Origin of the sequence: Streptomyces sp. NPDC046712 (genome assembly GCF_040645695.1) — a bacterium.
GTDB lineage: Bacteria > Actinomycetota > Actinomycetes > Streptomycetales > Streptomycetaceae > Streptomyces.
Genome location: NZ_JBEYYW010000038.1, coordinates 1 through 19,102, shown reverse-complemented (window position 1 = coordinate 19,102; position 19,102 = coordinate 1). Strand labels below are relative to the sequence as shown.

Below are 19,102 nucleotides of genomic sequence, written 5' to 3'. Positions count from 1 at the left end.
CCTAGAAGGCGCGGTCGAGGCCGTCGACCGGCGAGGCGGGGATCGGCGGGGTGGTGGGCAGCGGCTCGAATCCGAGCGGCTCGGCGTGGTTGACGGGGAAGGTCGTCGGCATGGTGCCGGTGGCCCGGCCGTACGCACAGGCGACCGCGGCCATCGCGCCCGCGACAGCCAGCTCGCCCGCACCGCCCGGCCGGTCCGAGGTCGACGGCATCACGACGATCTCCAGCTCGGGTGGGGTGTTCCACTGGCGGGTGTAGAAGTAGTTGTCCCAGCTCCCCTCCTGGAAGTGCCCGTCGCGGAGGTGGAGGCCCGAGGTGAGGGTGACGGCGATGCCGTCGATGATGCCGCCCATCATCTGGGCCTGGAGACCCCTCGGGTTGACCGCGAGACCGACGTCGACTGCGCAGACGACCTTGGTGACGCGCGGGCCGGTGTACGCGTCCTCGACCTTCCGTCCGGTGGTCTCGGGCCGGCAGTCGATCTCGGCGAGGACGGCGACGAAGGCGTGGTACTCCGGGTGGACCGCGATCCCCTGGGCCACGCCGGCGGGGAGGGCCCGCCCCCAGTCACCCACCTCGGCGACCTTGTCGAGGACCGCCCGCGCGCGCTCGTCCTTGAGGTACTGGCGGCGGAACGCGTAGGCGTCCTTGCCCATCCGCCGGGCCAGCTCGTCGACGACCAGCTCCTGCGCACACCGGACGTTGGGCGAGTAGATGTTGCGCATGGAGCCGGTGTTGAAACCCTTATCGGTCTCGCTGAGCAGCTGGGTGGTGACCCCGAAGTGGTACGGGCTCTGCTGCGTGAGCTGGAAGATCGTCTCGGAGAAGGTGAGGTCCCCGACGGGCAGTTGGGCGGCCGCGGACGTGATGATCTCACCGAGGCCGTGACCGAAGTCCGTGGCGACGGAGGTGTGCCGCTGCTCGTACGTGAGCACCTCGCCGAGGCTGTACGTGGCCCGGACCCGGGAGGTCGACATGGGATGCGTACGGCCCTGGCGGAAGTCGTCGGTCCGGTGCCACATCAGCTTCACGGGCTTGCCCATGGCCCGGGAGATCTCGGCGGCCTCGCGAGCGGCGTCGTGGAAGAGCTTGCGGCCGAACGATCCGCCGCCCTCGGTGACATGGACCTTCACGGCCGTGGGCGGGAGACCGAGCTGCAGGGCGATCTGCTCCTGGGCGACGATGGGCGACTTGAGGCTCGCCCAGATCTCGGCCGCGTCCGGCCGCACGTCCGCGATCGCGCAGTTGGTCTCCAGGGCGCTGTTGCTGGCGAAGTGGAAGGTGAAGCGGGCGTCGACCGCCTTGGTCAGCAGGGGCAACGGTGGGACGACGAGCGGGAGTTCGGCGGCGCGGAGCTTCTTCAGGACGGTCGCGTCCGAGGCGCCCTCGGCGGTGCCGGGGCCCCAGGTGACCCGGAGGGCCCGGACGGCGTCGATGCACTGGCCGAAGGTACGGCCGCGGACGGCGACACCGGTGGAGATCCGTACGACGTCGGTGATGCCGGGCATGGCCCGGACCTCGTCCAGGTTCTCCACCGAAAGCACGGTGCCGTTGATCGTCGGCGGCCGGCAGACCATCGTGGGCAGCGCTTCCGGCACCCGGACGTCCATGGCGAACTTCTTGCGTCCCGTCACGGCCTCCAGGGCGTCGATCCGCCGCTGCGCGGTGCCGATGACCTTGAACTCGGAAGCCGGCTTGAGGGCGACGCCGACCGCGGTGTCGGTGACGGAGGCCGCCTTCACGGCGAGTTCGCCGTAGGTGAGGCTCCGGCCCGTCGTCGAGGAGACGATCGCCCCGGCCTTGGCGGTGAGCGAGCCGACCAGCTCCCCGAGTTCCAGGGCGGCGGCGCGCAGCAGCCGGCCGCGGGCGACGGCGGCGGCGACACGGATGGGCGTGAAGGTGGAGATGGTGGTGTTGGAGCCGCCGGTGAGCTGGTTGAACAGCAGCTCCGGGCGGGCGTCGGCGAGGGTGACCCGAACCTTGTCCAGGGGCAGGTCGAGCTCCTCGGCGATCAGCATCGCGGAGGAGGTGGTGATGCCCTGGCCGACCTCGGCCCGGGGCAGGGCGAAGGAGGCGGTGCCGTCGGGCTCGATCCGGATGGTGATCAGGTTCGCGGTGGGCAGGGCGGCATGCGTGAGCATGTCGTTGAGGTCGTAGATCTCGGAGGGGCCGGGCAACGAGGGCACCAGGGAGGGAGCGGCCGCGGCCGCCGGGAAGGGTGCGAGGACGGCCTCGCCGAGCTGTGCCGCGACGGTCAGGGTCGGTGCCGCCAGGACGTAGCCGAGGAATCGGCGCCGGTCCACGCCGCTCGGCGCGGAGTCCTCCCGGGGGTGCTGCTGCGCATCGTCGCGCGCTGTCATCGGCTGCCCTCTCGACGAACCACGAAGTCGGAGGGATCATCGCGCACTTGGCGCGTCTTGTGTCCCGGAACGCATCGGGCTTCACCTGGAGCACGCCAAGCCCTCACGGCAGGGGGGCCTCACGGACGGGAATAGGTGTACACGGCCTGCAGTTCTGGTGACGGTGGCAGTTCGCCGCACCGGCCCGGAAGGACGTCCCATGAAGATCGGCATCATCGGCGCAGGCAACATCGGCGGCAACCTCACCCGCCGCCTCACGGCCCTCGGCCACGACGTCGCCGTTGCCAACTCCCGCGGTCCCGAGACCCTCACCGCGCTCGCCGACGAGACCGGCGCGAAGCCGGTGACCGTCGCCGAGGCGGCGAGCGGCGCCCGGATCGTCGTGGTGACCGTCCCGCTGAAGGCCGTGCCGGACCTGCCGTCCGGACTCCTCGACGGCGCGGCGGAGGGCTTCGCCGTGATCGACACCGGGAACTACTACCCCCAGCGTGACGGCCGGATCGCGGGCATCGAGGACGACGGCCTGACCGAGAGCCGCTGGACCGAGCAGCAGCTCGGCCACCCGGTGATCAAGGCGTTCAACGGCACCTACGCCCAGGACATCCTCGACGGTCCCCGCCCGGCCGGGGACCCTGAGCGCATCGCCCTGCCGGTGGCGGGCGACGACGAGGCCGCGAAGCAGGCCGTACGGGACCTCATCGACGAGCTGGGCTTCGACACCGTCGACGCCGGCGGCCTCGACGACTCCTGGCGCCAGCAGCCCGGCACCCCCGTCTACGGCCTCCGGGGCGGAGTTACGGCCGTCACCGAGGCCCTCGCCCAGGCATCGCCCGAGCGCCCCACGTCGTTCCGGAGCTGACGCCGCCGGGCAGACATGCCCGGGTTCTCGCGCCATGCGGCGAGATGGACAACACCCACAGGTTTTCCCGCCGAGGCGGAGACCGACCACGCAGACCGACCGCGCGGCCGACCACGCAGGCCGAACCGTGCAGGCCGATCCGCGCAGGCCGATCCGCGCAGGCGGCCATCCTCGCGGGCTCCGCTCCGGCCTCAGGGTTGGCTCAGGCGCTGGAACATCGCGCCGATCTCCGCCTGGTCGGCGATCAGGGGCAGGGTGTCGAAGGTCAGCTCCCACTCGCCGGCCGGGCCGAATCGCTCGACGATCCCGAACGGGATCTTCGCGCCCTTGGAACTGGTGACGGCGCCGTGCCATTCCACGTAGGTGTTCGTCCGCCCGAACGCGACCTGACCCGCCTGCAGCCGGAGGTCCGCGTGGTCGAAGAGCCTGCGGAGGTAGGCGGCCTTGCCGTCGCGCGTCTCGAGCGGGGCGGCAAGGCCGGGCGCGGTCAGTGCACCGTGGCCCGCGCCTCCGGTGAGGGCCTCGACGTCCTCGCCGTTCCAGGCCGCCAGGCGCGTCGTGATGTCGTCGGCACGGAAGGGGCGCCCCGCGCCGCCCTCGTCCAGGGGGCCGGAGTCGGTGATGCCCTCGAAGAGGTTCCGCAGCTCGGGGGCGGCCGAGCGGAACACGGTGTACCGGTCGTAGTAGCGCCGGGCCTGCATCGTCTTGCCGTCGTCGGACAGGACGTTGCGGGCGATCTGCGGGTAGGCGACCTTGTGCCCCTTGATGGTCACCTCGTTCCACTGGCCGAACATCACCACGGCTCCGTCCGCGACGACCTCCGTGCCCCGGTAGCGCAGATCGGGAGCGAGGCGCAGCGATTTCACGATGGAGTCGCCGATCGTGGTGTGCCCGCGCTGCGCCGCGCCGCCGGCCTCCCAGAGGGTGGCCTCGGGGTCGAAGATGTCGAGGTAGGCGGCGACCCTAGGGTGTCCGGTCCCGCCCGCCTGCGGCAGCGTCCCGGTCGGCGTCTCGCCGAACACGATCTGCCGCTTCATGAACGCGCAGGCGTTGGGGGTGACACGGCCTTCCAGCGTGCCGACCTTGTCCCGAACCTCCGCGCACTCCACGGATGCCGGAGCGGCCACGGCCGCCTGGGGCGCGGCCCCCGCCTCCGGGTTCGCCGTGCCGAGCGCCATGCCCGACACCCCCGACACCACGGCCATCGTGACGGCCCCCGCACGCCCCAGCATCTTCGTACCGCGCATCATCGACCTCGACCCTCGTAGCAGGAACAGCGTGACAACAGGCGGTGCGGGGCGCTCCTTCCGCGCCCCGGCCTGTGACAGCAACCCTGCCCGGCCGCGTCCACAAGATCGATTACCTCGGAGGTAATGCGAGGTGATGCGAGGTGATGCGGGGTGATGCGCGGGCTCCGTGGAGTCAGTCGATGTACGCGGCCGCCGGCGGGCCCTGGGGGTGTGCGCCCAGGGTCGGCGCGAGCCACTTGTCGTAGGAGGCCCTCCAGGGGCTGCGGGCGCCGCCCTTGCGGTAGTCCTCCAGGACCGCGTTGACCCGGCGGACCAGGTCCGTGTCGTCCTTGTTCATGGCAACCCCGTACAGGGAGGTGTCCAGACGCGGGCCGACCAGCCGGAGGTTGGGGTCCTGTGCGGCGAGCCCCGCGGCGAGGGTGGCGTGGGTGAGGATGGCGTCCACGTTGCCCTGCTGGAGCTCGACGAGGCAGTCCAGATGGCTGGCGGTCTCCACCGCGACGGCCCCGGTCTTGGCGCCGCGCAGCAGGTCGGAGGCCGAACTGCCTTTGCTGAGGCAGACGCGCCGCCCGCGCAGCCTCGCGTCGAAGCCCTGGATCCCGGACCCCTCGGGGACGAGGAGTTGGTGGCCGGTCTCGAAGTAGACGCTGGAGAAGGCGACATCGGTCAGCCGCTCGCAGGTGATGCTCATCGTGCGTACGACGACGTCGACCTGGCGTGCCTGGAGCCGGGCGATCCGCTGGCTGGGCGGCATGCCGACGAAGCGGACCGTGGCATTCGGGCCGAGGATGTCGCGGGCGATGGCCCGGACGAGGTCGATGTCGAAGCCGACCGGTTCGCGGGTGTGCGGATCCCGTGAACCCCAGAGGTAGCTGTTCAGGTCCACCCCCGCGATGAGGTGGCCGCGCTCGCGGATGCGTCGGACGGCCGGGCCGTCCACGCGCGAGGGCCGCGGGCTCGCACGCCGCGGATCGCAGGACGGGGCGCGGGCGGGCGTCGCGGCGGCGGGCCGGGCGCTCGCGCGTGGGGCGGCGGGCGGCCCGCCCGTCACCGCGGCGGCCGGAGCCGTGGCCAGGACCATCGCCGTGAGCAGCAGCCACAGCGCGGAGCGGCTGCCCAGCGGCCTTCTCCCCTGCCGTGCCGACCCGGATCCAGCAGTCACAAGCCCCACCCCCGCGCAGCCGACTCCCCTCCCCCCAAGGCTACGCAGCAGAACGTCAACACACGGTCCTGATAAGAGAGTTGGTCGCGTATTCGGGCAAACTTCACCGCCCCCGCAGGACCGGCAACGACGGGAGCGACGGCAGGGCGAGCTTCCGGCCGACCGGAACACCCCGGCCCTCCCGCGTCGACCGCACCGCGCGGAGCTGGCACCGGGACAGCCGGGCGCGCTGGCCGCCGCTGGTGATCAGGGCGTTCACCGACGTCATGGGGTCCGCGCCGACACTCCTCGCCAGCAACATGCCGACGACGAGCGGGAGCAGCGCCACCGCCAGCGCCGAGCCGGTGGTGGTGACGTGCTGCATTCGGCGGTTGAGCCGGGCGTCCGAGGTCATGACCACATTCGACCAGCGGAGGCCGGCCCCGGGTATCGGACGACGTACTCAGTCCGGCCGTACCCACATACTCAGCTCGGGGGTTGTCGGCGGCCCTCAGGGAAGCACCCGGGCGATCAAGAGTGAGGCGGAGCCCGAACTTCGCGCGGTCTGGGGGGCGATGGCCGGGGCGTGGGGCGCCATGGTCCACTCTGGAACACAGACCGGTTGCCGACCTCCGGTGCGTCCGGCGCGTCCGCTTGGCGGGCCGGACCCCGTGGGGTTGCGTGGGCGGTCGACCGCACCGTACGCACACCGAGGAGTCCACGACACCATGGCCGACTACCGCATCGAGACCGTCCGCACCGGCTACCGCACCTGGATCGCGCGCAACGACCGGGGCGCGGAGGTGCGGATCGGAGCGGCCGACGACGCGGACGCACAGCCCTCGTTCACACCGGTGGAACTGCTGCTCGCGGCCATGGGGGGCTGCGGCGGCATGGTGGTGGACCGGACGGCACGCGCCGTGGACCACGACGATCTGCGGATCGTGGTCGAGTCGGTCTCGGGGCCCGAGGACGACGGCCGGTTGGGCCGGATCAGGGTCAGTTACGAGTTCGAACTGCCCGAGAGCAACCCGCGGGCGGCGGAGGTCTTCGCGCGCGGGGTGCGGCTGACGCACGAGAAGTTCTGCACGGTGAGCCGGACCGTCGAGCACGGCGCGACGGTGGAGGCTGTGCTGCCGGACGGGACGGTCGGCTTCCGGGCGGGCTGATCCACGGGGCAGCGGTTACTCCTCGATGGCGCCGCCGGTCCGGCGCAGATGCTGCCGGAAGGTGTACGACGGGTCGGCCTCCCGCCGGCCGAGATACTCCGCGAACCGCGTCTGGGCGCGCAGCGTCTCACCGGCCCTGATCCTGCGCGCCTGTTCGCGCTCGGTGCGGAAGATGCCGCGGGCGGTCTCGAGGACGGTGTCGACCCGGTCGGCGGCCACGAACACCACGCCGTCGTCGTCGCCGAAGACGACATCGGCGGCGCTCACCAGGTGTTCGCCGCAGCGCGCGCTGCGCAGGGCTTCCGGCTCCCGTGGGTCCAGGCGGACGGGTCCGGGTGCGTGGCGTCCGTAGGAGAAGACGGGCAGCCCGATCTCGACGAGATCGGGGGTGTCGCGGTGCAGCCCCCAGATGACGAGACCCGCGACGCCCGCCGCCGCTGCCTCGAGGACGGCCAGATCCCCGACGCAGGCCTCGTCGCGGCGGCCGGCGTTGTCGACGACGAGCACGTCGCCCGGCTCGGCGGTGCCGAAGGCCTCCAGGAAGACGTCGACGCTGCCGTAGTGCCGGGCGGGCAGGACGCGCCCGGCGAGGCGCTGTCCCGGTACGACGGCGGCGATTCCGGCGGGAGCGGCGCGCAGCGGTTCACCGAGCCGGACGCAGGCGTCGGCGATCAGGGGCGTGGAGAGCTCGGCGAAGTCCTTCAGCATCGGTGATGTCCGTTCTCTGTCGTGCTGCTCGGGTCGTTGCTGTGACGGTCGGTCCGCGGGCCGTCGGCGGCCGTCGCGCGATGCTAACTCCGGGGCGTCGTACGGTCCCGGGCCACTTCCGTCGATGTGGCCCGCGCGGCGGCCGGCGAATCGCAGTACGTTCGCGCGGGGACGCGGAGGCCGTCCCCTTGTTCGCGCAGGGACGCATGGGAGGGGTTCATCGCCGTGATCGTGATCGCGCATCTCAGCGACATCCACATCGACAGCTCGCCGCGCAGCGCGGAGCGCACCAGATCCGTGATGGCCTATCTGGAATCGCTCGACGCCGACCTCGACGCGGTCGTGGTGACCGGCGACATCGCCGACAACGGACTGGAGTCGGAGTACCTCCATGTACGGGAGTTGCTGCGGACGCGGCACCCGTTGCTGGTCTGTCCCGGCAACCACGACCGGCGCGACGTCTTTCGCGAGGTGCTGCTCGGAGAGCCCGCGGCGCGGAGCGGCGCGCCGGTGAACCAGGTCCTGCGCGGCGCCGGGTTCGTGCTCGCCCTGGGCGATTCGTCGGTGCCGGGCAAGGACGAGGGGTTCCTGGAGGAGGAGACCCTCGCCTGGCTGGAGTCCGTACTGGACGGGACTCCGGACGACGTGCCCGTCCTGGTCGGGTTCCACCACCCGCCGACCGCGCTGCACATCCCCTTCGTCGACGGCATCCGTCAGTTCGGGGAGCGGCGGCTCGCCGAGCTGGCCGGACGCAGGCCGGGCATCGTGGCGTTCCTGTGCGGGCACGCGCACACCGCGGCCGCCACCACCTTCGCCGGGCGCCCGCTGCTGGTCGCCCCCGGCGTGATCTCGACGTCGAAGCTCCCCTGGGAGCGGGACGACCGGCCGAGCGGTCACGTGTACCGGGACGAGATGGCGCCGTCGCTCGCCTTCCACGTGCTGGACGAGGGGGGCAGGATCACCACCCACTACCGGAGCGTTCCCGTTTAGCGGCGCGGTGCGCGGAGACTCGCGGGAGTGTGGCCGGTTCGCGGCCCACAGGCGGGAGGCTGCCGTGTCCCTCGACGGAAAACGCGTCCTCGTCCTCACGACGAACTACGGCACGGAGCAGGACGAACTGAAGAAGCCGGTGGCGGCCCTGCGTGAGGCCGGAGCCAGGGTCACCGTGGCGGCGCGGAAGGCCGAGCCCGTCGTCACGCTGGTGTCGGACCGGCGTCCCGGTGATGTCGTACGGCCCGACACGACGTACGGCGAGGTGTCGGCGGACCGGTTCGACGCGGTCGTCGTGCCGGGCGGCACGGTCAACGCCGATCGCCTGCGGGTGGATCCGGCGGCGCAGCGGCTGCTGACCGCGTTCGCCAAGACCGGGAAGACCGTGGCCGCGATCTGCCACGGTCCGTGGCTGCTCGTCGAGAGCGGGCTGGTCCCGGGCAAGGAAGTGACCTCGTATCCGTCGATCCGGACGGATCTGGTGAACGCGGGCGGGACGTGGATCGACCGCGGTGTCGTTGTCGACACGTCCGGTGGGTTCAGGCTGATCACCTCACGCAGGCCGGCCGATGTCGGGAGCTTCTCGGAGGCGATCATCGAGGCCCTGGGCGGGGGCGCCCCGTCCTGACCGTCCTGCGGCGGGCCCCCTGCGCCGAGGGGAACTCGGCGCGGGGAGTCCGAGGGGCCCGGTCAGGCGAGCCAGATCTCACGGACCTGGCGCAGCGGGTCCCGCTCGACCCTCGGCTCGGTGTCCCAGACCATCGTGGCGCGGTGCCCTGCCGTGTAGCGCGGCCAGGACTCGCCCGGGTCCTGGTCCCGTACGAAGGAGACCCAGGCGCGATGCATCGCGTCGGCGAGCGCCTGCGGCGGCGCGTCACCGGCGGCGGCCGTGACGCCCTCGGCGTCCAGGAGGTCGAAGGCGTACGGCAGGTCGAGGCAGTGGAAGGCCATCTTCTCGACCGGCGACTCCCATGCGAACTCGTAGAGCCAGGTGGGCCGTTCGCGGGCGGCGCGGGCGTCGGCCAGCGCCAGGGACGGCGCGCGGAAGGTGGCGTCGGTCAGCGCCTGGCCGAACAGGCGGTCGGGGCCGGCCGCCGCGTAGGCGGTGGTGAAGGCCTCCACCCGGTCCGGCGCCAGGCCGACGGTGCCGAGGAGGACCGGCACGGGCGGGCCGTCGGGCCCCGGGGCGGGGATGGCGTTGAACTCGTGCGCCGTGAAGCCCAGCATCAGCGGGACGTCGGCGCCCGCGTCGCCGTCCGTCAGCGCGTCGAGGACCGGTTCCGGGATCAGTTCGCCGTCCGCGAAGGGCGCCAGGGACAGCATGGCCGACAGCCCCTCGCGGTCGGGGCCCGGCTCGCCGAGCCTGTCCTGCAGGTCGAGCAGTTCGTCGTCGCCGAGGTCACGCAGCGCGGCGGCAGTGGCGGGTACGCCGGTACGGGCGGTGAACAGGCGGGCGGCGGCGCGGGCGACCTCGGGTCCGTCCGGGCGCATCACGGCGCCGGAGACGGAGAGCGCGGCGCGGAACAGTCCGTGGGCGGCGGGGACGGCGAGCAGGGTCTGTACGGCGCCGCCGCCCGCGGACTGGCCGGCGACGGTGACCTTGGCCGGGTCGCCGCCGAAGCGGGCGATGTTGTCGCGGACCCATTCCAGGGCGGCGATCCAGTCCCGGACGCCGCGGTTGTCGGGCGCGCCCTCCAGGTGCAGGAAGCCCTCGATGCCGAGCCGGTAGCCCAGGGAGACCAGGACGATGCCGTCGCGGTTGAAGGCGGAGCCGTCGTACCAGGGGCTGGCGGCGGACCCGGCGACGTATCCGCCGCCGTGGATCCAGACGAGGACAGGCAGCAGCCCCGCCTCGGGGTCGGGGTCGGGGGTGAAGACGTTGAGGTTGAGCACTCCGGCGCCCGGGATGGAGGGCTCGGGGATGGTGGTGACCTCGGCGAAGGGACGGCGTTGGGCGGTGGGCCCGTACGCGGTGGCGTCGAGGGGCTCGGTCCACGGCTCCGGCGGTACCGGGGCGGCGAAACGGAGGTCGCCGACTGGCGGCTGCGCGTAGGGGATGCCGAGGAAACGGACACTCCCGTCGGCGCGACGCTCACCGCGGACCGGGCCGCGGGTGGTGGTGACGAGGGGTGCGGCGGTGCGGGTCATGGGCGCTCCTGGGCGACGTGGGCGTCTGGCCGTTCGTACGACGCTTCAGAGCAGAGGTTACACGTGTCACTCGAATGTGTGACCCCCGATGGCGCTTCTCCGCTCCGGGGACGTGTGTCGCCCTTCCGCACTCGGGTAGAACCGCGTACGAACGGCTCGGCGGGCGGGGGGGGCGGCTTGGACGGGGCGACGGCGGTCGGGATCCTGGTGATGGCCGCCGGGGTGGCGTTGATGGCGACGGGCGCCGTCCGCAAGGGCCGCGCGGTACGCCCGCTCCACGCCGGTCGGGCACGGGCCGCGGCCGACCGCGCCCACGCGCGTGTCCTGCTGCGTGCGGCCGGGATGGCGATCGCGTCGGCGCGCGAGGCGGCCGGCCACGGAGAGCCGGCCATCGTCACCGTCGAGGACGTGATGCGCCTGGCCGCCGAACACTTCGGCCACCCCGAGGTGCCCCGCGATCACGCGGCGGCGGCCCTGCGCGACGCGTACGAACGTGCCGCCTGCGCCGCGGACTGCGTGACCGACGCGGACGGCTGACGAAGCACGGCGCCGAGGAGACCCCCGCGCGACTACGGGCGCGGCGGCACCCGTCCGGCGCGGTCGCGCCCTACTCCGTCCCCGGTGGGACCGGTGTGGCCTGGTGGTAGTACATCCGCCAACCGCCGCCGTCGCCGTCCCGGCGCCAGAGGGAGCTGCGGCGGGCGCGGAGGCCGTCGATGACCGTCTCGTAGGTCAGGTGGACCAGGCCGGGGGCCAGGACCGTGCCGGTCATCGCCGAGGGTTCGTAGCGTGGGCCGTCCTCCGTACCGCCGTCCAGCTCCGGCAGCGCGGCGAGCATCTCCTCGTACGTCCAGCGGCGGCCGGAGGCGCCGACCTCGACGAATTCGGGATCGAGGAGCTCCCGGGCCGACGCACGGGAGGTGCGGACCGAGGGCTCCATGAGCCGGAGTTCCGCCGCGACGGCCTCGGCGACCTGATCCGCCTCCGCGCTCACAGGGCGATCCAGTAGCGCCGCTTCCGGCCGAGTTCCGTGTCGCGGACGTCCTCCAGGGCGCCGCCGTTGCGCTCGATCGTGCGCGCGGAGGCGATGTTGTCCTCGTCGCAGGTCACCAGGACCCGTTCGAGGCCGAGGGCACGTGCCTCGGGGAGGACCGCGCCCAGCGCCCAGGTGGCGAGACCGCGGCGGCGGGCGGAGGGCCGGATGCTGTAGCCGATGTGCCCGCCGGCGCGCAGGAGGAAGTCGTTGAGGTCGTGGCGCAGGTCGATCGCGCCCACGTAGGCGCCGTCCTCGACGATCCACCAGTGCGTGGCGTGCACCCAGCCCTCCGCGAGCGGCCGGGTCCGGTCGGACTGGGCCCGCAGTCTCGCCACCCAGGCGGCGAATACCGCCGGATCGGCGAGGGCGTCCCCTTCCGCCAGCCTCATCCCGGCACCGTCCTGGTGGGCGCCGGGGCTCCACTCGGCGTGCGCTTCGAGCCAGGAGGACTGAAGTCCTGCGGAGGGGCTGGTCAGTTCGGGCATAGGGGGGACGATAACAGGCCAACAGCCCTGTTGATCAAGGGTTTCCCTCGACCGGTCCGGCGATGCCCGCTACTCGCCCGTGACGCCGTCGATGCGCTCGCGCAGCAGGTCCGCGTGGCCGTTGTGACGGGCGTACTCCTCGATCATGTGGGCGAGGACGTAGCGCAGCGAGTACGCCTCCTCGCCGACGTGTCCGCGGGCGTCGAGGGAGTCCGCCGCGTCCACGACGGCGCGGGCGCGGGCGCATTCGTCCCGCCACACCGTGAAAGCCTCCTCGACACCGGCCTCGTCGAGGTCGTCGACGTCGAAGTCCGCCCACTCCGTCGAGCCCGGCGGGGTCCACGGGCTGCGGCTCTGCTCGCCGTTGAGGACATTACGGAACCAGCCGCGTTCGACCTCGGCCGCGTGCCGCACCAGGCCGACGAGGGAGAGGCCCGAGGGGGCGATCGCGCGCCGCTTGAGCTGATCGGCGGTCAGCCCGGCACACTTCATCTCCAGGGTGTCCCGCTGGAACTGGAGCATGGCGGTGAGCGTGGCGCGCTCGTCGGCGGTACGGGGCGTCTGTATGCGGCGATCGTCGTTCATCGGGTCATCGTGCCAGCGCGCACACGCAGTGGTTGCCGCATTTTCCCGGGCATGCCGCCGCTAGCAGGCGGCACGCCCGGCCGGCGCTGTGTCAGGCCCGCGTGAGGGTGTCAGCCGCCCTTGCGTACGGCGTAGTCGCCGAAGCCGACCCAGTCCAGAGCCACGCAGGGCTCGTCGCCGACGACCCAGGCGTCGTGGCCCGGCTGGACGACCATGAAGTCGCCGGCTCCGAACTCGGCCGACTCCCCGTCGTCCATGACGACCTTCAACCGGCCGCTGACGACGTAGCCGACGTGGGCGGCCTGGCAGCTGTCCGTACCGGCGATGGGCTTGACGTGCTTGGACCACTGCCAGCCCGGCTCGAAGACGGCCCGGCCCACCGGGCCGCGGTCCGCGTTGATGACGTCGAGCCTGCCCTTACCGCCCTCGAAGGGACGGGTCTCATCTGCGGAGTCGAAGCTCCGGGACACGATTCCGGTCATGTTCGTCCGCCTCCAGGCGGTGAGACGTGCCAGCCCCCGAGTCCTCTTCCAGGCTACGCCGAACAGCCCTCGCCCGGCGTCCCGTTGCCCGGGGCTCCGATCCGGTGGGACACGACGTCGTGCGCGACCGAGAATGAGATTCCGACGTCGGTCTCCGGAAGACAGCCTTTTCATCGCCGGGAGGGACCTCGTGACCGCAGAGTTCAACCACACCATCGTGCACGCCACCGACCAGCGGCTCTCCGCCGAGTTCATCGCCACGATCCTCGGTCTGGAGGTCGGCGCACCCGTCGGCCCGTTCGTTCCCGTGACCACCGCCAACCGCGTGAGCCTCGACTTCTACGAGAACCCCGGGCAGCCGGTCGTCTCGCAGCACTACGCCTTTCTCGTGCCGGACGAGGAGTTCGACACGATGATCGGGCGCCTGGAGGCCGTCGGGGTGACGTACTACGCGGACCCGAGCCACACCGAGCCGGGCCGGGCCAACGATCTCTTCGGCGGCCGGGGCGCCTACTTCGACGACCCCGACGGCCACAACATGGAGATCCTGACGCGTCCCTACACGCCGTTCGGCGCGGACTGACCAAGATCGGGAGACGCATATCGATGCGCGACTCTGCGTGATCTTTCAGTGACTATTCGCCGAGCGGTCGCCCCTTTGGTGGTTCCGCGCTAATTCGTCACTTGCTTTCTGTTCGGATCCCTTATCGGGCAGACCTACACATAAAGGCCAGATAAGCGCACAATGAAACGGCGGCATCACGCCGCAAGCGCGATCAGACGTGCATGACGCCAGAAGGAGGCGAGTCGTATGTCTGACGTCTCTCACCGTCCTGGTGATATCAGGGGACACCCCGACGCATCGGAAATGCGGGACCGCTACTCACGGATGCTCCAGACCCGTGGTGTGGCCGCGGTCGAGGAACTCATCATCATGGCCGGCATCTGGGCCGCAGTGTCCGCTTACACGGTTCACTTCGCCGGTCTCCACCCGGACCTCGCCCTCAACAACCTGATCGTCGGCATCGCTCTCGCGGGTCTCGGACTCTGTATGTCGTTGGCCCCGGAGCGGTCGCAGGACCTGAACTTCGTCGCTCTGGCGGGTGGCGTGTGGCTGATCATCTCCCCCTGGGTGGTCGCCCGGGACGTGGACACCGGCGCGATGGTCAGCAACGTCATCACCGGCGCATGCGTCTGCCTCTTCGCCCTCACGGCGGGCGGACTCCTCATGAGCAAGAGCAGGAGAACGTGACGACGTTCTGATCCTCTCCCCGAAACGGCGTCGTGGCCTCTGCATCAGGCCGCGGCGCCGTTGCCGTCCCACTGTGCAAACCAGACACATCACCCCCCAACGCCCCTCCCCAGGTAACGAATTGACCGACAGCGTTTCGGCCACATAAGTTCTGCGTAAGCTTGCTCCACAGGGACAGGCTCCCGCTCGCATTCCCAGTCCTTGGGGGGACAAAGTGAACTGGTACCTCGACGTTCTCAAGAAGTACGCGGTATTCAACGGCCGTGCGCGCCGCCAGGAATACTGGATGTTCTTCCTGTTCAACCTGATCGCGTACGTCGTCGTCGCGGTCCTCGACGCGGTGCTCACCACGCAGCCGCTGCTGACCGCCATCTACGCGCTGGCCGTCTTCCTGCCGACGCTCGGCGTGACCATCCGCCGTCTGCACGACACCGGCCGCTCCGGCTGGTGGATCCTGATCGGCATCATCCCGCTCGTCGGCCCGATCATCCTGATCGTGTTCTACGCGACCGAGGGTGCCCCGACGGACAACGCCTACGGCCCGAACCCGAAGGCCGTCGCCGCGTACTAAGCAGTACCGCCCGAAGCCCCCGGAAGGCTCCCTTCCGGGGGCTTCGCGCATGTCCGGCGCCGTACGCCCAGTGACGGTTCGTAGCATTTGCCGGTCGCGCCTTGTGCACCATGGCGCACGACCCGTCTCCGCCCCCACACCTAGCCTCGCCGGAACGGCGTGACAACCGAACGAACGAGGGGCGGTACCGGTGAACTGGCTCATCCATGACTACCGCGAGAGCGATCTCGCCGCAGTGGTCCACCTGATCGACACCACGGCCGAGCTCGGCCAGGAATCCGTCTTCTCCCTGGCCGAATGCATCGGCGCCCTGACCTCCCGCCAGCCGGCCGTCGTCGCCGTCCACCAGGGCGTGCCCATCGGGGCGGCGCTCGCCTGCGTGGCCGGGGAGCGGGCCTGGGTGATGCGGATCGCGATCGCCTCGGCGTGGCGCGGCCGCGGCCTGGCCAGCGCCCTTCTGGTCGAACTGGAGCGACGCCTGGTCGCGGCGCGGGTCGGCCGGATCGCGTACGTCCTGCCCGAGGAGGACCTGCTCGGCGAGGGACTTCTCAACGCGGGCTACACCCGCCAGCCGGCCGTCGCCTACTTCGAGAAGGTCGAGCCGCTGCACGGGCCGGCCGCCAACCTCCTCGACGACCTCGGCGGCCGACTGCTGCCGGGCGACCTGTGGGCGAAGGTCGCCGGCATGGAGCGTGAGAAGGACCTGATCGAACGGCGTGTCGTGCTTCCGCTCGCCGAGCCGGAGCGCGCGGCGCGGCACGGTGTGCGCCCGCCGCGCGCGGTGGGACTGTTCGGTCCGCCGGGGACCGGCAAGACGACGTTCGCCCGGGGGATCGCCTCCCGGCTCGGCTGGCCGTTCGTGGAGATCCTGCCCTCCCGGCTGGCCGACGAGGGCAACCTGGCGGCGGCGCTGCGTTCCGCCTTCGCCCGGATCGCCGAGCTGGAACGGGTCCTGGTCTTCATCGACGAGGTCGAGGAGATCGCCCCGGTCCGCCAGGAGCCGGCGCAGCCCGGCGGCATGCACGGGGTGACCAACGAACTGCTCAAGCTGATACCGGGCTTCCGGGAACGCGACGAGCGGCTCCTCGTCTGCGCGACGAACTCGATCCGCTCCCTCGACCCGGCCTTCCTGCGCCCCGGCCGTTTCGACTACCTCATCCCGATCGGTACACCGGACAAGGCGGCCCGGGCCGCGATCTGGGCGCGCTACACCGACGGCCGGCCGGACGTGGACATCGACGAACTGGTGGCTGCGAGCGACCTGTTCACGCCCGCGGACATCGAGCACGCCGCCCGGATCGCCGCCCAGAACTCCTTCGAGCGCGATCTGGTCTCCGTCGGCGGACGGTCGGCCGCCGAGGAGCGGATGCCGGGAGCGAGCACGGCGGACTACCTGGAGGCGATCGGCCAGTGCCGTCCGACGGTGACGCCGGAGATGATCACTCAGTTCGAGTCGGACATCACCACGCACGCCCGGTTCTGACGGGGCGCCGCTCGCGCGCGGTGCCGGGCGGCGCTCGAAGATCGGCAAATGACGGTCACTGTCCGAGCACGGTCAATATCCTGGTCACGAGCGGTTTCCGCGACGACAGACGAACAGAGGGGGACTGGTCCCATGGAGCAGTACGAGGGGCTCGAGCTCATGACCGTCACGAAGACCACGGAGCTGGAGTCCTGGCTGGAAACGCACCATGCCGACACTCCCGGGGTCTGGCTGAGGATCGCCAAGAAGGGCAAGGGGGGCGAGTCGCTGACGATTCCGGAGGTGCTCGACTGCATGCTCTGCTTCGGCTGGATCGACGGGCAGCGCAAGGGCGGGGACGGGGCCTACTACTTCCAGAAGTACACCCCGCGCCGGGCGCGCAGCCTGTGGTCGCTGGTGAACGTCCGCAAGGTGGACGCGCTGATTGCCGCGGGCCGGATGCGCGAGCCGGGGCTGGCGGAGGTGCGGGCGGCGCAGGCGGACGGCCGGTGGGAGAACGCGTACCCCTCGCAGGCCGAGGCGACCGTGCCCGACGACCTCGCGGCGGCGCTGGCGGCCGACGAGCCCGCCCGGACCTTCTACGAGCAGCTCGGGAAGACCGATCAGTACATGGTGATCCTGCGGCTGTGGCAGGCGCGCACGCCGAAGAACCGGGGCGAGCGGCTCGAGCGGATGATGGCGAAGCTGGCGGCCGGCGAGAAGGTCACCTGAGGGATCCGCCGGTGCGGCGGTAGAGCACCTGGGGGGCGTCGAACTCCACGAAGGAAGCGGCGTGGACCATCCCGACGGCCTCCAGGAGCCGCCGCGAGCGGTCGTTCGCCTCCTGGGTCACCGCGACCACGCTCGGTGTGCTCTCCAGCGCCCGGTCGACGGCGGCGGCGACGGCCTCGCGCGCATAGCCCTGTCCCCAGTGCTCGGGCAGGAACTGGTACGACACCTCCGTCTCGCCGTCGCGTGCCGCCGGCTCCACGGTGACGAGGCCGAGCAGTATTCCGTCGGAGGCCCGGACGACCGCGTGGACGCCGGGCGCTCCGACGACCCGCCGCTGCCGGATCCGTACGACCTGGTCGACGACCGGCCCGCCCAGGTGGAACCGGACCTCGGGGTCGGTCCACAGCCGGGTCACGGCCTCCACGTCACGCGCCTGGACCGGCCGCAGCAGAAGTCGCTCGGTGGTGAGGGCGACGGCGGCCCGGGCGGTGGAGGAACTATGCATACGTACGATCATCTCAGGTCGGACCGGTTCTCCGGGCGCCCCGCCCCGACCCACCCCCTCGGTCATCGGTCCTAGGGCCTCGCGCCCCGACGGCGGGACCATGGTCCGATGCGGCGCCGCGACGACGCCGCCTAGCGTCGTCCCCATGCGAATCGGAATTCTGGGAACAGGACATGTGGGACAGGCACTCGCGGCGGGCTGGTCCCGCGCGGGTCACGACATCGTCATCGGGTCGAGGCGCCCCGATGACACGGAGCTCCGCACGGAGCTGAAGGAGTTAATCGACGCCGGGGTCCGGCTGGAGAGCTCGGGCGCCGCCGTGGCGCACGCGGAGGTCGTGGTGAACGCCACGCCGGGGACGGTGTCGGTGGCCCTGCTGGAGTCGATCGGCGCGTCGGCCCTCGCGGGGAAGGTGCTGCTGGACGTGGGCGTCGGCTTCCTGCCGGACGGGACGCTCTCGCACCCCGGGGTCAGCCTCGGGGAGGAGATCCAGCGGGCGTTCCCCGAGACGCCCGTGGTCAAGACCCTGGCCACGATCGACAGGAAGCTGATGATCGCTCCCGACTCGCTGGAGGGACCGAGCACGATCTTCCTCTCTGGGAACGACGCCGACGCCAAGCGGACGGTGAGCGGGCTGCTGGCGGATCTGGGCTGGCCGAAGGAGTCGCTGCTCGACCTCGGGGGCATCGAGACGGCGCGCGGCCAGGAGCACTACGCACTGCTCTTCATCGGGATCGCCGGGGCGATCGGCTCGTACGAATTCGGCATCCGGGTGGTGCCGCCGACGGCGTCCTAGCCGACGCACCGGATGGACTGATGCTCGGGGCGCCGACCCGCCCTGAGCATCGGTCGCCTGTCGGTCCGTCAGGAGCGCAGACGGCGCTGTACGGCGGCCAGGGCGCCGGCCTTGCGGCCCGGGACGCGCTGCCGCAGCGCGACGAGGGCGGGCCCCAGCTCGCGGGCGCGGGCGAGGTCCTCGATCTGCTCCCACTGGTGGTGCGCCCGGTCGACGGCGCCTTCGACGTCGGGTTCTCCGGGCTCCTGGCTCAGACCGAGCCGTGCCTGGGCCGCCGTGATCCACAACTCGCAGCTGCGGGCGGGCTGCCCGGCGAGCCGCGCGAGATCGGCCCGCACCTCCATCCAGTGCACGGCCTGCTGCGATCGCGGCCCGTACCGTCGCAGCGCCTCCTGCTCCCAGGCGACGGCGACGGCCACGGCCTCCCCGTGCCGTCCGGCCTGCGCGGCGGCGAGGATGGCGGGGTGGGGGTCGGGGTGATAATATCGGCGTATGGCAACCCCCCGCTCGAAGGCCGGTACCAAAGGAGTCCCGCGGCATCACCGCGAACAGCAGATCCTGGACGCTGCCAC

At 71.6% G+C, this 19,102-nt stretch carries 23 protein-coding genes; 11 read left to right on the top strand and 12 right to left on the bottom strand.

Translation table 11 applies throughout. The annotated features are described in order from the left end of the window. Nucleotide 1: 1 nt before the first annotated feature. Complete coding sequence (locus ABZ939_RS33640; protein WP_361863838.1) at nucleotides 2-2,359, bottom strand: molybdopterin cofactor-binding domain-containing protein; 2,358 nt, start codon at nucleotides 2,357-2,359, stop codon at nucleotides 2-4. Nucleotides 2,360-2,522: 163 nt separating this feature from the next. On the opposite strand from ABZ939_RS33640, the gene ABZ939_RS33635 reads away from it, so the two are divergent. Next, entirely contained in the window at nucleotides 2,523-3,218 is a 696-nt protein-coding gene (locus ABZ939_RS33635; protein WP_361863917.1) for an NAD(P)-binding domain-containing protein, read from the top strand. A 191-nt stretch (nucleotides 3,219-3,409) separates the two neighbouring features. Here ABZ939_RS33635 and ABZ939_RS33630 read toward each other — a convergent pair whose 3' ends face one another. From ABZ939_RS33630 to ABZ939_RS33620, 3 genes are all read right to left on the bottom strand, one after another. Further along, nucleotides 3,410-4,468, bottom strand: a complete 1,059-nt coding sequence (locus tag ABZ939_RS33630; RefSeq protein WP_361863836.1) for a hypothetical protein — start codon at nucleotides 4,466-4,468, stop codon at nucleotides 3,410-3,412. A 172-nt stretch (nucleotides 4,469-4,640) separates the two neighbouring features. Beyond that, nucleotides 4,641-5,630 carry a glutamate ABC transporter substrate-binding protein gene (locus ABZ939_RS33625; RefSeq protein WP_361863834.1) on the bottom strand — a complete coding sequence of 330 codons (990 nt, stop codon included), beginning with the start codon at nucleotides 5,628-5,630 and terminating at the stop codon, nucleotides 4,641-4,643. Nucleotides 5,631-5,733: 103 nt separating this feature from the next. Next, complete coding sequence (locus ABZ939_RS33620; RefSeq protein WP_361863832.1) at nucleotides 5,734-6,024, bottom strand: hypothetical protein; 291 nt, start codon at nucleotides 6,022-6,024, stop codon at nucleotides 5,734-5,736. Between the two features lie 313 nt (nucleotides 6,025-6,337). Here ABZ939_RS33620 and ABZ939_RS33615 point away from each other — a divergent pair, with 313 nt between their 5' ends. Continuing rightward, nucleotides 6,338-6,778, top strand: a complete 441-nt coding sequence (locus ABZ939_RS33615; RefSeq protein WP_361863831.1) for an OsmC family protein — start codon at nucleotides 6,338-6,340, stop codon at nucleotides 6,776-6,778. A gap of 15 nt (nucleotides 6,779-6,793) precedes the next feature. Here ABZ939_RS33615 and ABZ939_RS33610 read toward each other — a convergent pair whose 3' ends face one another. Beyond that, nucleotides 6,794-7,486 (bottom strand): RraA family protein, encoded by a 693-nt coding sequence (locus ABZ939_RS33610; protein WP_361863829.1) that lies wholly within the window; start codon nucleotides 7,484-7,486, stop codon nucleotides 6,794-6,796. 225 nt (nucleotides 7,487-7,711) lie between these two features. Between ABZ939_RS33610 and ABZ939_RS33605 the strand changes: the two genes are divergently transcribed. Further along, nucleotides 7,712-8,476, top strand: coding sequence for a metallophosphoesterase (locus ABZ939_RS33605; protein WP_361863827.1), 765 nt, complete (start codon nucleotides 7,712-7,714; stop codon nucleotides 8,474-8,476). Between the two features lie 64 nt (nucleotides 8,477-8,540). After that, nucleotides 8,541-9,104 carry a type 1 glutamine amidotransferase domain-containing protein gene (locus ABZ939_RS33600; protein WP_361863825.1) on the top strand — a complete coding sequence of 188 codons (564 nt, stop codon included), beginning with the start codon at nucleotides 8,541-8,543 and terminating at the stop codon, nucleotides 9,102-9,104. 62 nt (nucleotides 9,105-9,166) lie between these two features. Here the strand turns inward: ABZ939_RS33600 and ABZ939_RS33595 are convergent, their stop codons facing one another. Then, complete coding sequence (locus ABZ939_RS33595; protein WP_361863823.1) at nucleotides 9,167-10,624, bottom strand: carboxylesterase family protein; 1,458 nt, start codon at nucleotides 10,622-10,624, stop codon at nucleotides 9,167-9,169. Between the two features lie 177 nt (nucleotides 10,625-10,801). Here ABZ939_RS33595 and ABZ939_RS33590 point away from each other — a divergent pair, with 177 nt between their 5' ends. Beyond that, the gene (locus ABZ939_RS33590) at nucleotides 10,802-11,161 is read left to right on the top strand and encodes a hypothetical protein (RefSeq protein ID WP_361863821.1); all 360 of its coding nucleotides are present in this window, start codon (nucleotides 10,802-10,804) and stop codon (nucleotides 11,159-11,161) included. Nucleotides 11,162-11,231: 70 nt separating this feature from the next. Here ABZ939_RS33590 and ABZ939_RS33585 read toward each other — a convergent pair whose 3' ends face one another. The 4 genes from ABZ939_RS33585 to ABZ939_RS33570 all read right to left on the bottom strand — a co-directional run bounded on the left by ABZ939_RS33585 (nucleotide 11,232) and on the right by ABZ939_RS33570 (nucleotide 13,212). Further along, entirely contained in the window at nucleotides 11,232-11,618 is a 387-nt protein-coding gene (locus ABZ939_RS33585; protein WP_361863820.1) for a nuclear transport factor 2 family protein, read from the bottom strand. After that, complete coding sequence (locus tag ABZ939_RS33580) at nucleotides 11,615-12,145, bottom strand: GNAT family N-acetyltransferase (protein WP_361863818.1); 531 nt, start codon at nucleotides 12,143-12,145, stop codon at nucleotides 11,615-11,617. Before ABZ939_RS33580 ends, ABZ939_RS33585 begins: the two co-directional genes overlap by 4 nt. A gap of 69 nt (nucleotides 12,146-12,214) precedes the next feature. Continuing rightward, nucleotides 12,215-12,730: a DinB family protein gene (locus tag ABZ939_RS33575; protein ID WP_361863816.1), complete on the bottom strand. Its 516-nt coding sequence runs from the start codon at nucleotides 12,728-12,730 to the stop codon at nucleotides 12,215-12,217. A 110-nt stretch (nucleotides 12,731-12,840) separates the two neighbouring features. Then, nucleotides 12,841-13,212, bottom strand: coding sequence for a cupin domain-containing protein (locus ABZ939_RS33570; protein WP_361863814.1), 372 nt, complete (start codon nucleotides 13,210-13,212; stop codon nucleotides 12,841-12,843). Nucleotides 13,213-13,345: 133 nt separating this feature from the next. On the opposite strand from ABZ939_RS33570, the gene ABZ939_RS33565 reads away from it, so the two are divergent. The 5 genes from ABZ939_RS33565 (at nucleotide 13,346) to ABZ939_RS33545 (ending at nucleotide 17,229) form a co-directional block, all read left to right on the top strand. Continuing rightward, entirely contained in the window at nucleotides 13,346-13,795 is a 450-nt protein-coding gene (locus ABZ939_RS33565) for a VOC family protein (RefSeq protein WP_361863812.1), read from the top strand. 285 nt (nucleotides 13,796-14,080) lie between these two features. Next, nucleotides 14,081-14,464 (top strand): SPW repeat protein, encoded by a 384-nt coding sequence (locus tag ABZ939_RS33560; protein ID WP_361863811.1) that lies wholly within the window; start codon nucleotides 14,081-14,083, stop codon nucleotides 14,462-14,464. Between the two features lie 214 nt (nucleotides 14,465-14,678). After that, nucleotides 14,679-15,035 carry a DUF805 domain-containing protein gene (locus ABZ939_RS33555; RefSeq protein ID WP_361863809.1) on the top strand — a complete coding sequence of 119 codons (357 nt, stop codon included), beginning with the start codon at nucleotides 14,679-14,681 and terminating at the stop codon, nucleotides 15,033-15,035. A 190-nt stretch (nucleotides 15,036-15,225) separates the two neighbouring features. After that, nucleotides 15,226-16,518 carry a bifunctional GNAT family N-acetyltransferase/ATP-binding protein gene (locus ABZ939_RS33550; RefSeq protein WP_361863807.1) on the top strand — a complete coding sequence of 431 codons (1,293 nt, stop codon included), beginning with the start codon at nucleotides 15,226-15,228 and terminating at the stop codon, nucleotides 16,516-16,518. Between the two features lie 132 nt (nucleotides 16,519-16,650). Beyond that, nucleotides 16,651-17,229 (top strand): YdeI/OmpD-associated family protein, encoded by a 579-nt coding sequence (locus ABZ939_RS33545; protein WP_361863805.1) that lies wholly within the window; start codon nucleotides 16,651-16,653, stop codon nucleotides 17,227-17,229. Here the strand turns inward: ABZ939_RS33545 and ABZ939_RS33540 are convergent. Beyond that, nucleotides 17,222-17,734 carry a GNAT family N-acetyltransferase gene (locus ABZ939_RS33540; protein ID WP_361863803.1) on the bottom strand — a complete coding sequence of 171 codons (513 nt, stop codon included), beginning with the start codon at nucleotides 17,732-17,734 and terminating at the stop codon, nucleotides 17,222-17,224. The two genes, ABZ939_RS33545 and ABZ939_RS33540, sit on opposite strands and share 8 nt — an antisense overlap. Nucleotides 17,735-17,879: 145 nt before the next feature. Here ABZ939_RS33540 and ABZ939_RS33535 point away from each other — a divergent pair, with 145 nt between their 5' ends. Then, nucleotides 17,880-18,530: an NAD(P)-binding domain-containing protein gene (locus tag ABZ939_RS33535; RefSeq protein WP_361863802.1), complete on the top strand. Its 651-nt coding sequence runs from the start codon at nucleotides 17,880-17,882 to the stop codon at nucleotides 18,528-18,530. A 68-nt stretch (nucleotides 18,531-18,598) separates the two neighbouring features. On the opposite strand, the gene ABZ939_RS33530 is transcribed toward ABZ939_RS33535, so the two are convergent. Then, complete coding sequence (locus tag ABZ939_RS33530; protein ID WP_361863800.1) at nucleotides 18,599-18,949, bottom strand: hypothetical protein; 351 nt, start codon at nucleotides 18,947-18,949, stop codon at nucleotides 18,599-18,601. Between the last annotated feature and the right edge of the window lie 153 nt (nucleotides 18,950-19,102).

Bases quoted from the DNA above. Each gene is read 5' to 3' on its own strand.
- ABZ939_RS33640 (WP_361863838.1), bottom strand. From the start codon at position 2,359: ATGACAGCGCGCGACGATGCGCAGCAGCACCCCCGGGAGGACTCCGCG.
- ABZ939_RS33630 (WP_361863836.1), bottom strand. From the start codon at position 4,468: ATGATGCGCGGTACGAAGATGCTGGGGCGTGCGGGGGCCGTCACGATG.
- ABZ939_RS33620 (WP_361863832.1), bottom strand. From the start codon at position 6,024: ATGACCTCGGACGCCCGGCTCAACCGCCGAATGCAGCACGTCACCACC.
- ABZ939_RS33615 (WP_361863831.1), top strand. From the start codon at position 6,338: ATGGCCGACTACCGCATCGAGACCGTCCGCACCGGCTACCGCACCTGG.
- ABZ939_RS33610 (WP_361863829.1), bottom strand. From the start codon at position 7,486: ATGCTGAAGGACTTCGCCGAGCTCTCCACGCCCCTGATCGCCGACGCC.
- ABZ939_RS33595 (WP_361863823.1), bottom strand. From the start codon at position 10,624: ATGACCCGCACCGCCGCACCCCTCGTCACCACCACCCGCGGCCCGGTC.
- ABZ939_RS33580 (WP_361863818.1), bottom strand. From the start codon at position 12,145: ATGCCCGAACTGACCAGCCCCTCCGCAGGACTTCAGTCCTCCTGGCTC.
- ABZ939_RS33575 (WP_361863816.1), bottom strand. From the start codon at position 12,730: ATGAACGACGATCGCCGCATACAGACGCCCCGTACCGCCGACGAGCGC.
- ABZ939_RS33570 (WP_361863814.1), bottom strand. From the start codon at position 13,212: ATGACCGGAATCGTGTCCCGGAGCTTCGACTCCGCAGATGAGACCCGT.
- ABZ939_RS33565 (WP_361863812.1), top strand. From the start codon at position 13,346: ATGAGATTCCGACGTCGGTCTCCGGAAGACAGCCTTTTCATCGCCGGG.
- ABZ939_RS33560 (WP_361863811.1), top strand. From the start codon at position 14,081: ATGCGGGACCGCTACTCACGGATGCTCCAGACCCGTGGTGTGGCCGCG.
- ABZ939_RS33545 (WP_361863805.1), top strand. From the start codon at position 16,651: ATGGAGCAGTACGAGGGGCTCGAGCTCATGACCGTCACGAAGACCACG.
- ABZ939_RS33540 (WP_361863803.1), bottom strand. From the start codon at position 17,734: ATGCATAGTTCCTCCACCGCCCGGGCCGCCGTCGCCCTCACCACCGAG.
- ABZ939_RS33535 (WP_361863802.1), top strand. From the start codon at position 17,880: ATGCGAATCGGAATTCTGGGAACAGGACATGTGGGACAGGCACTCGCG.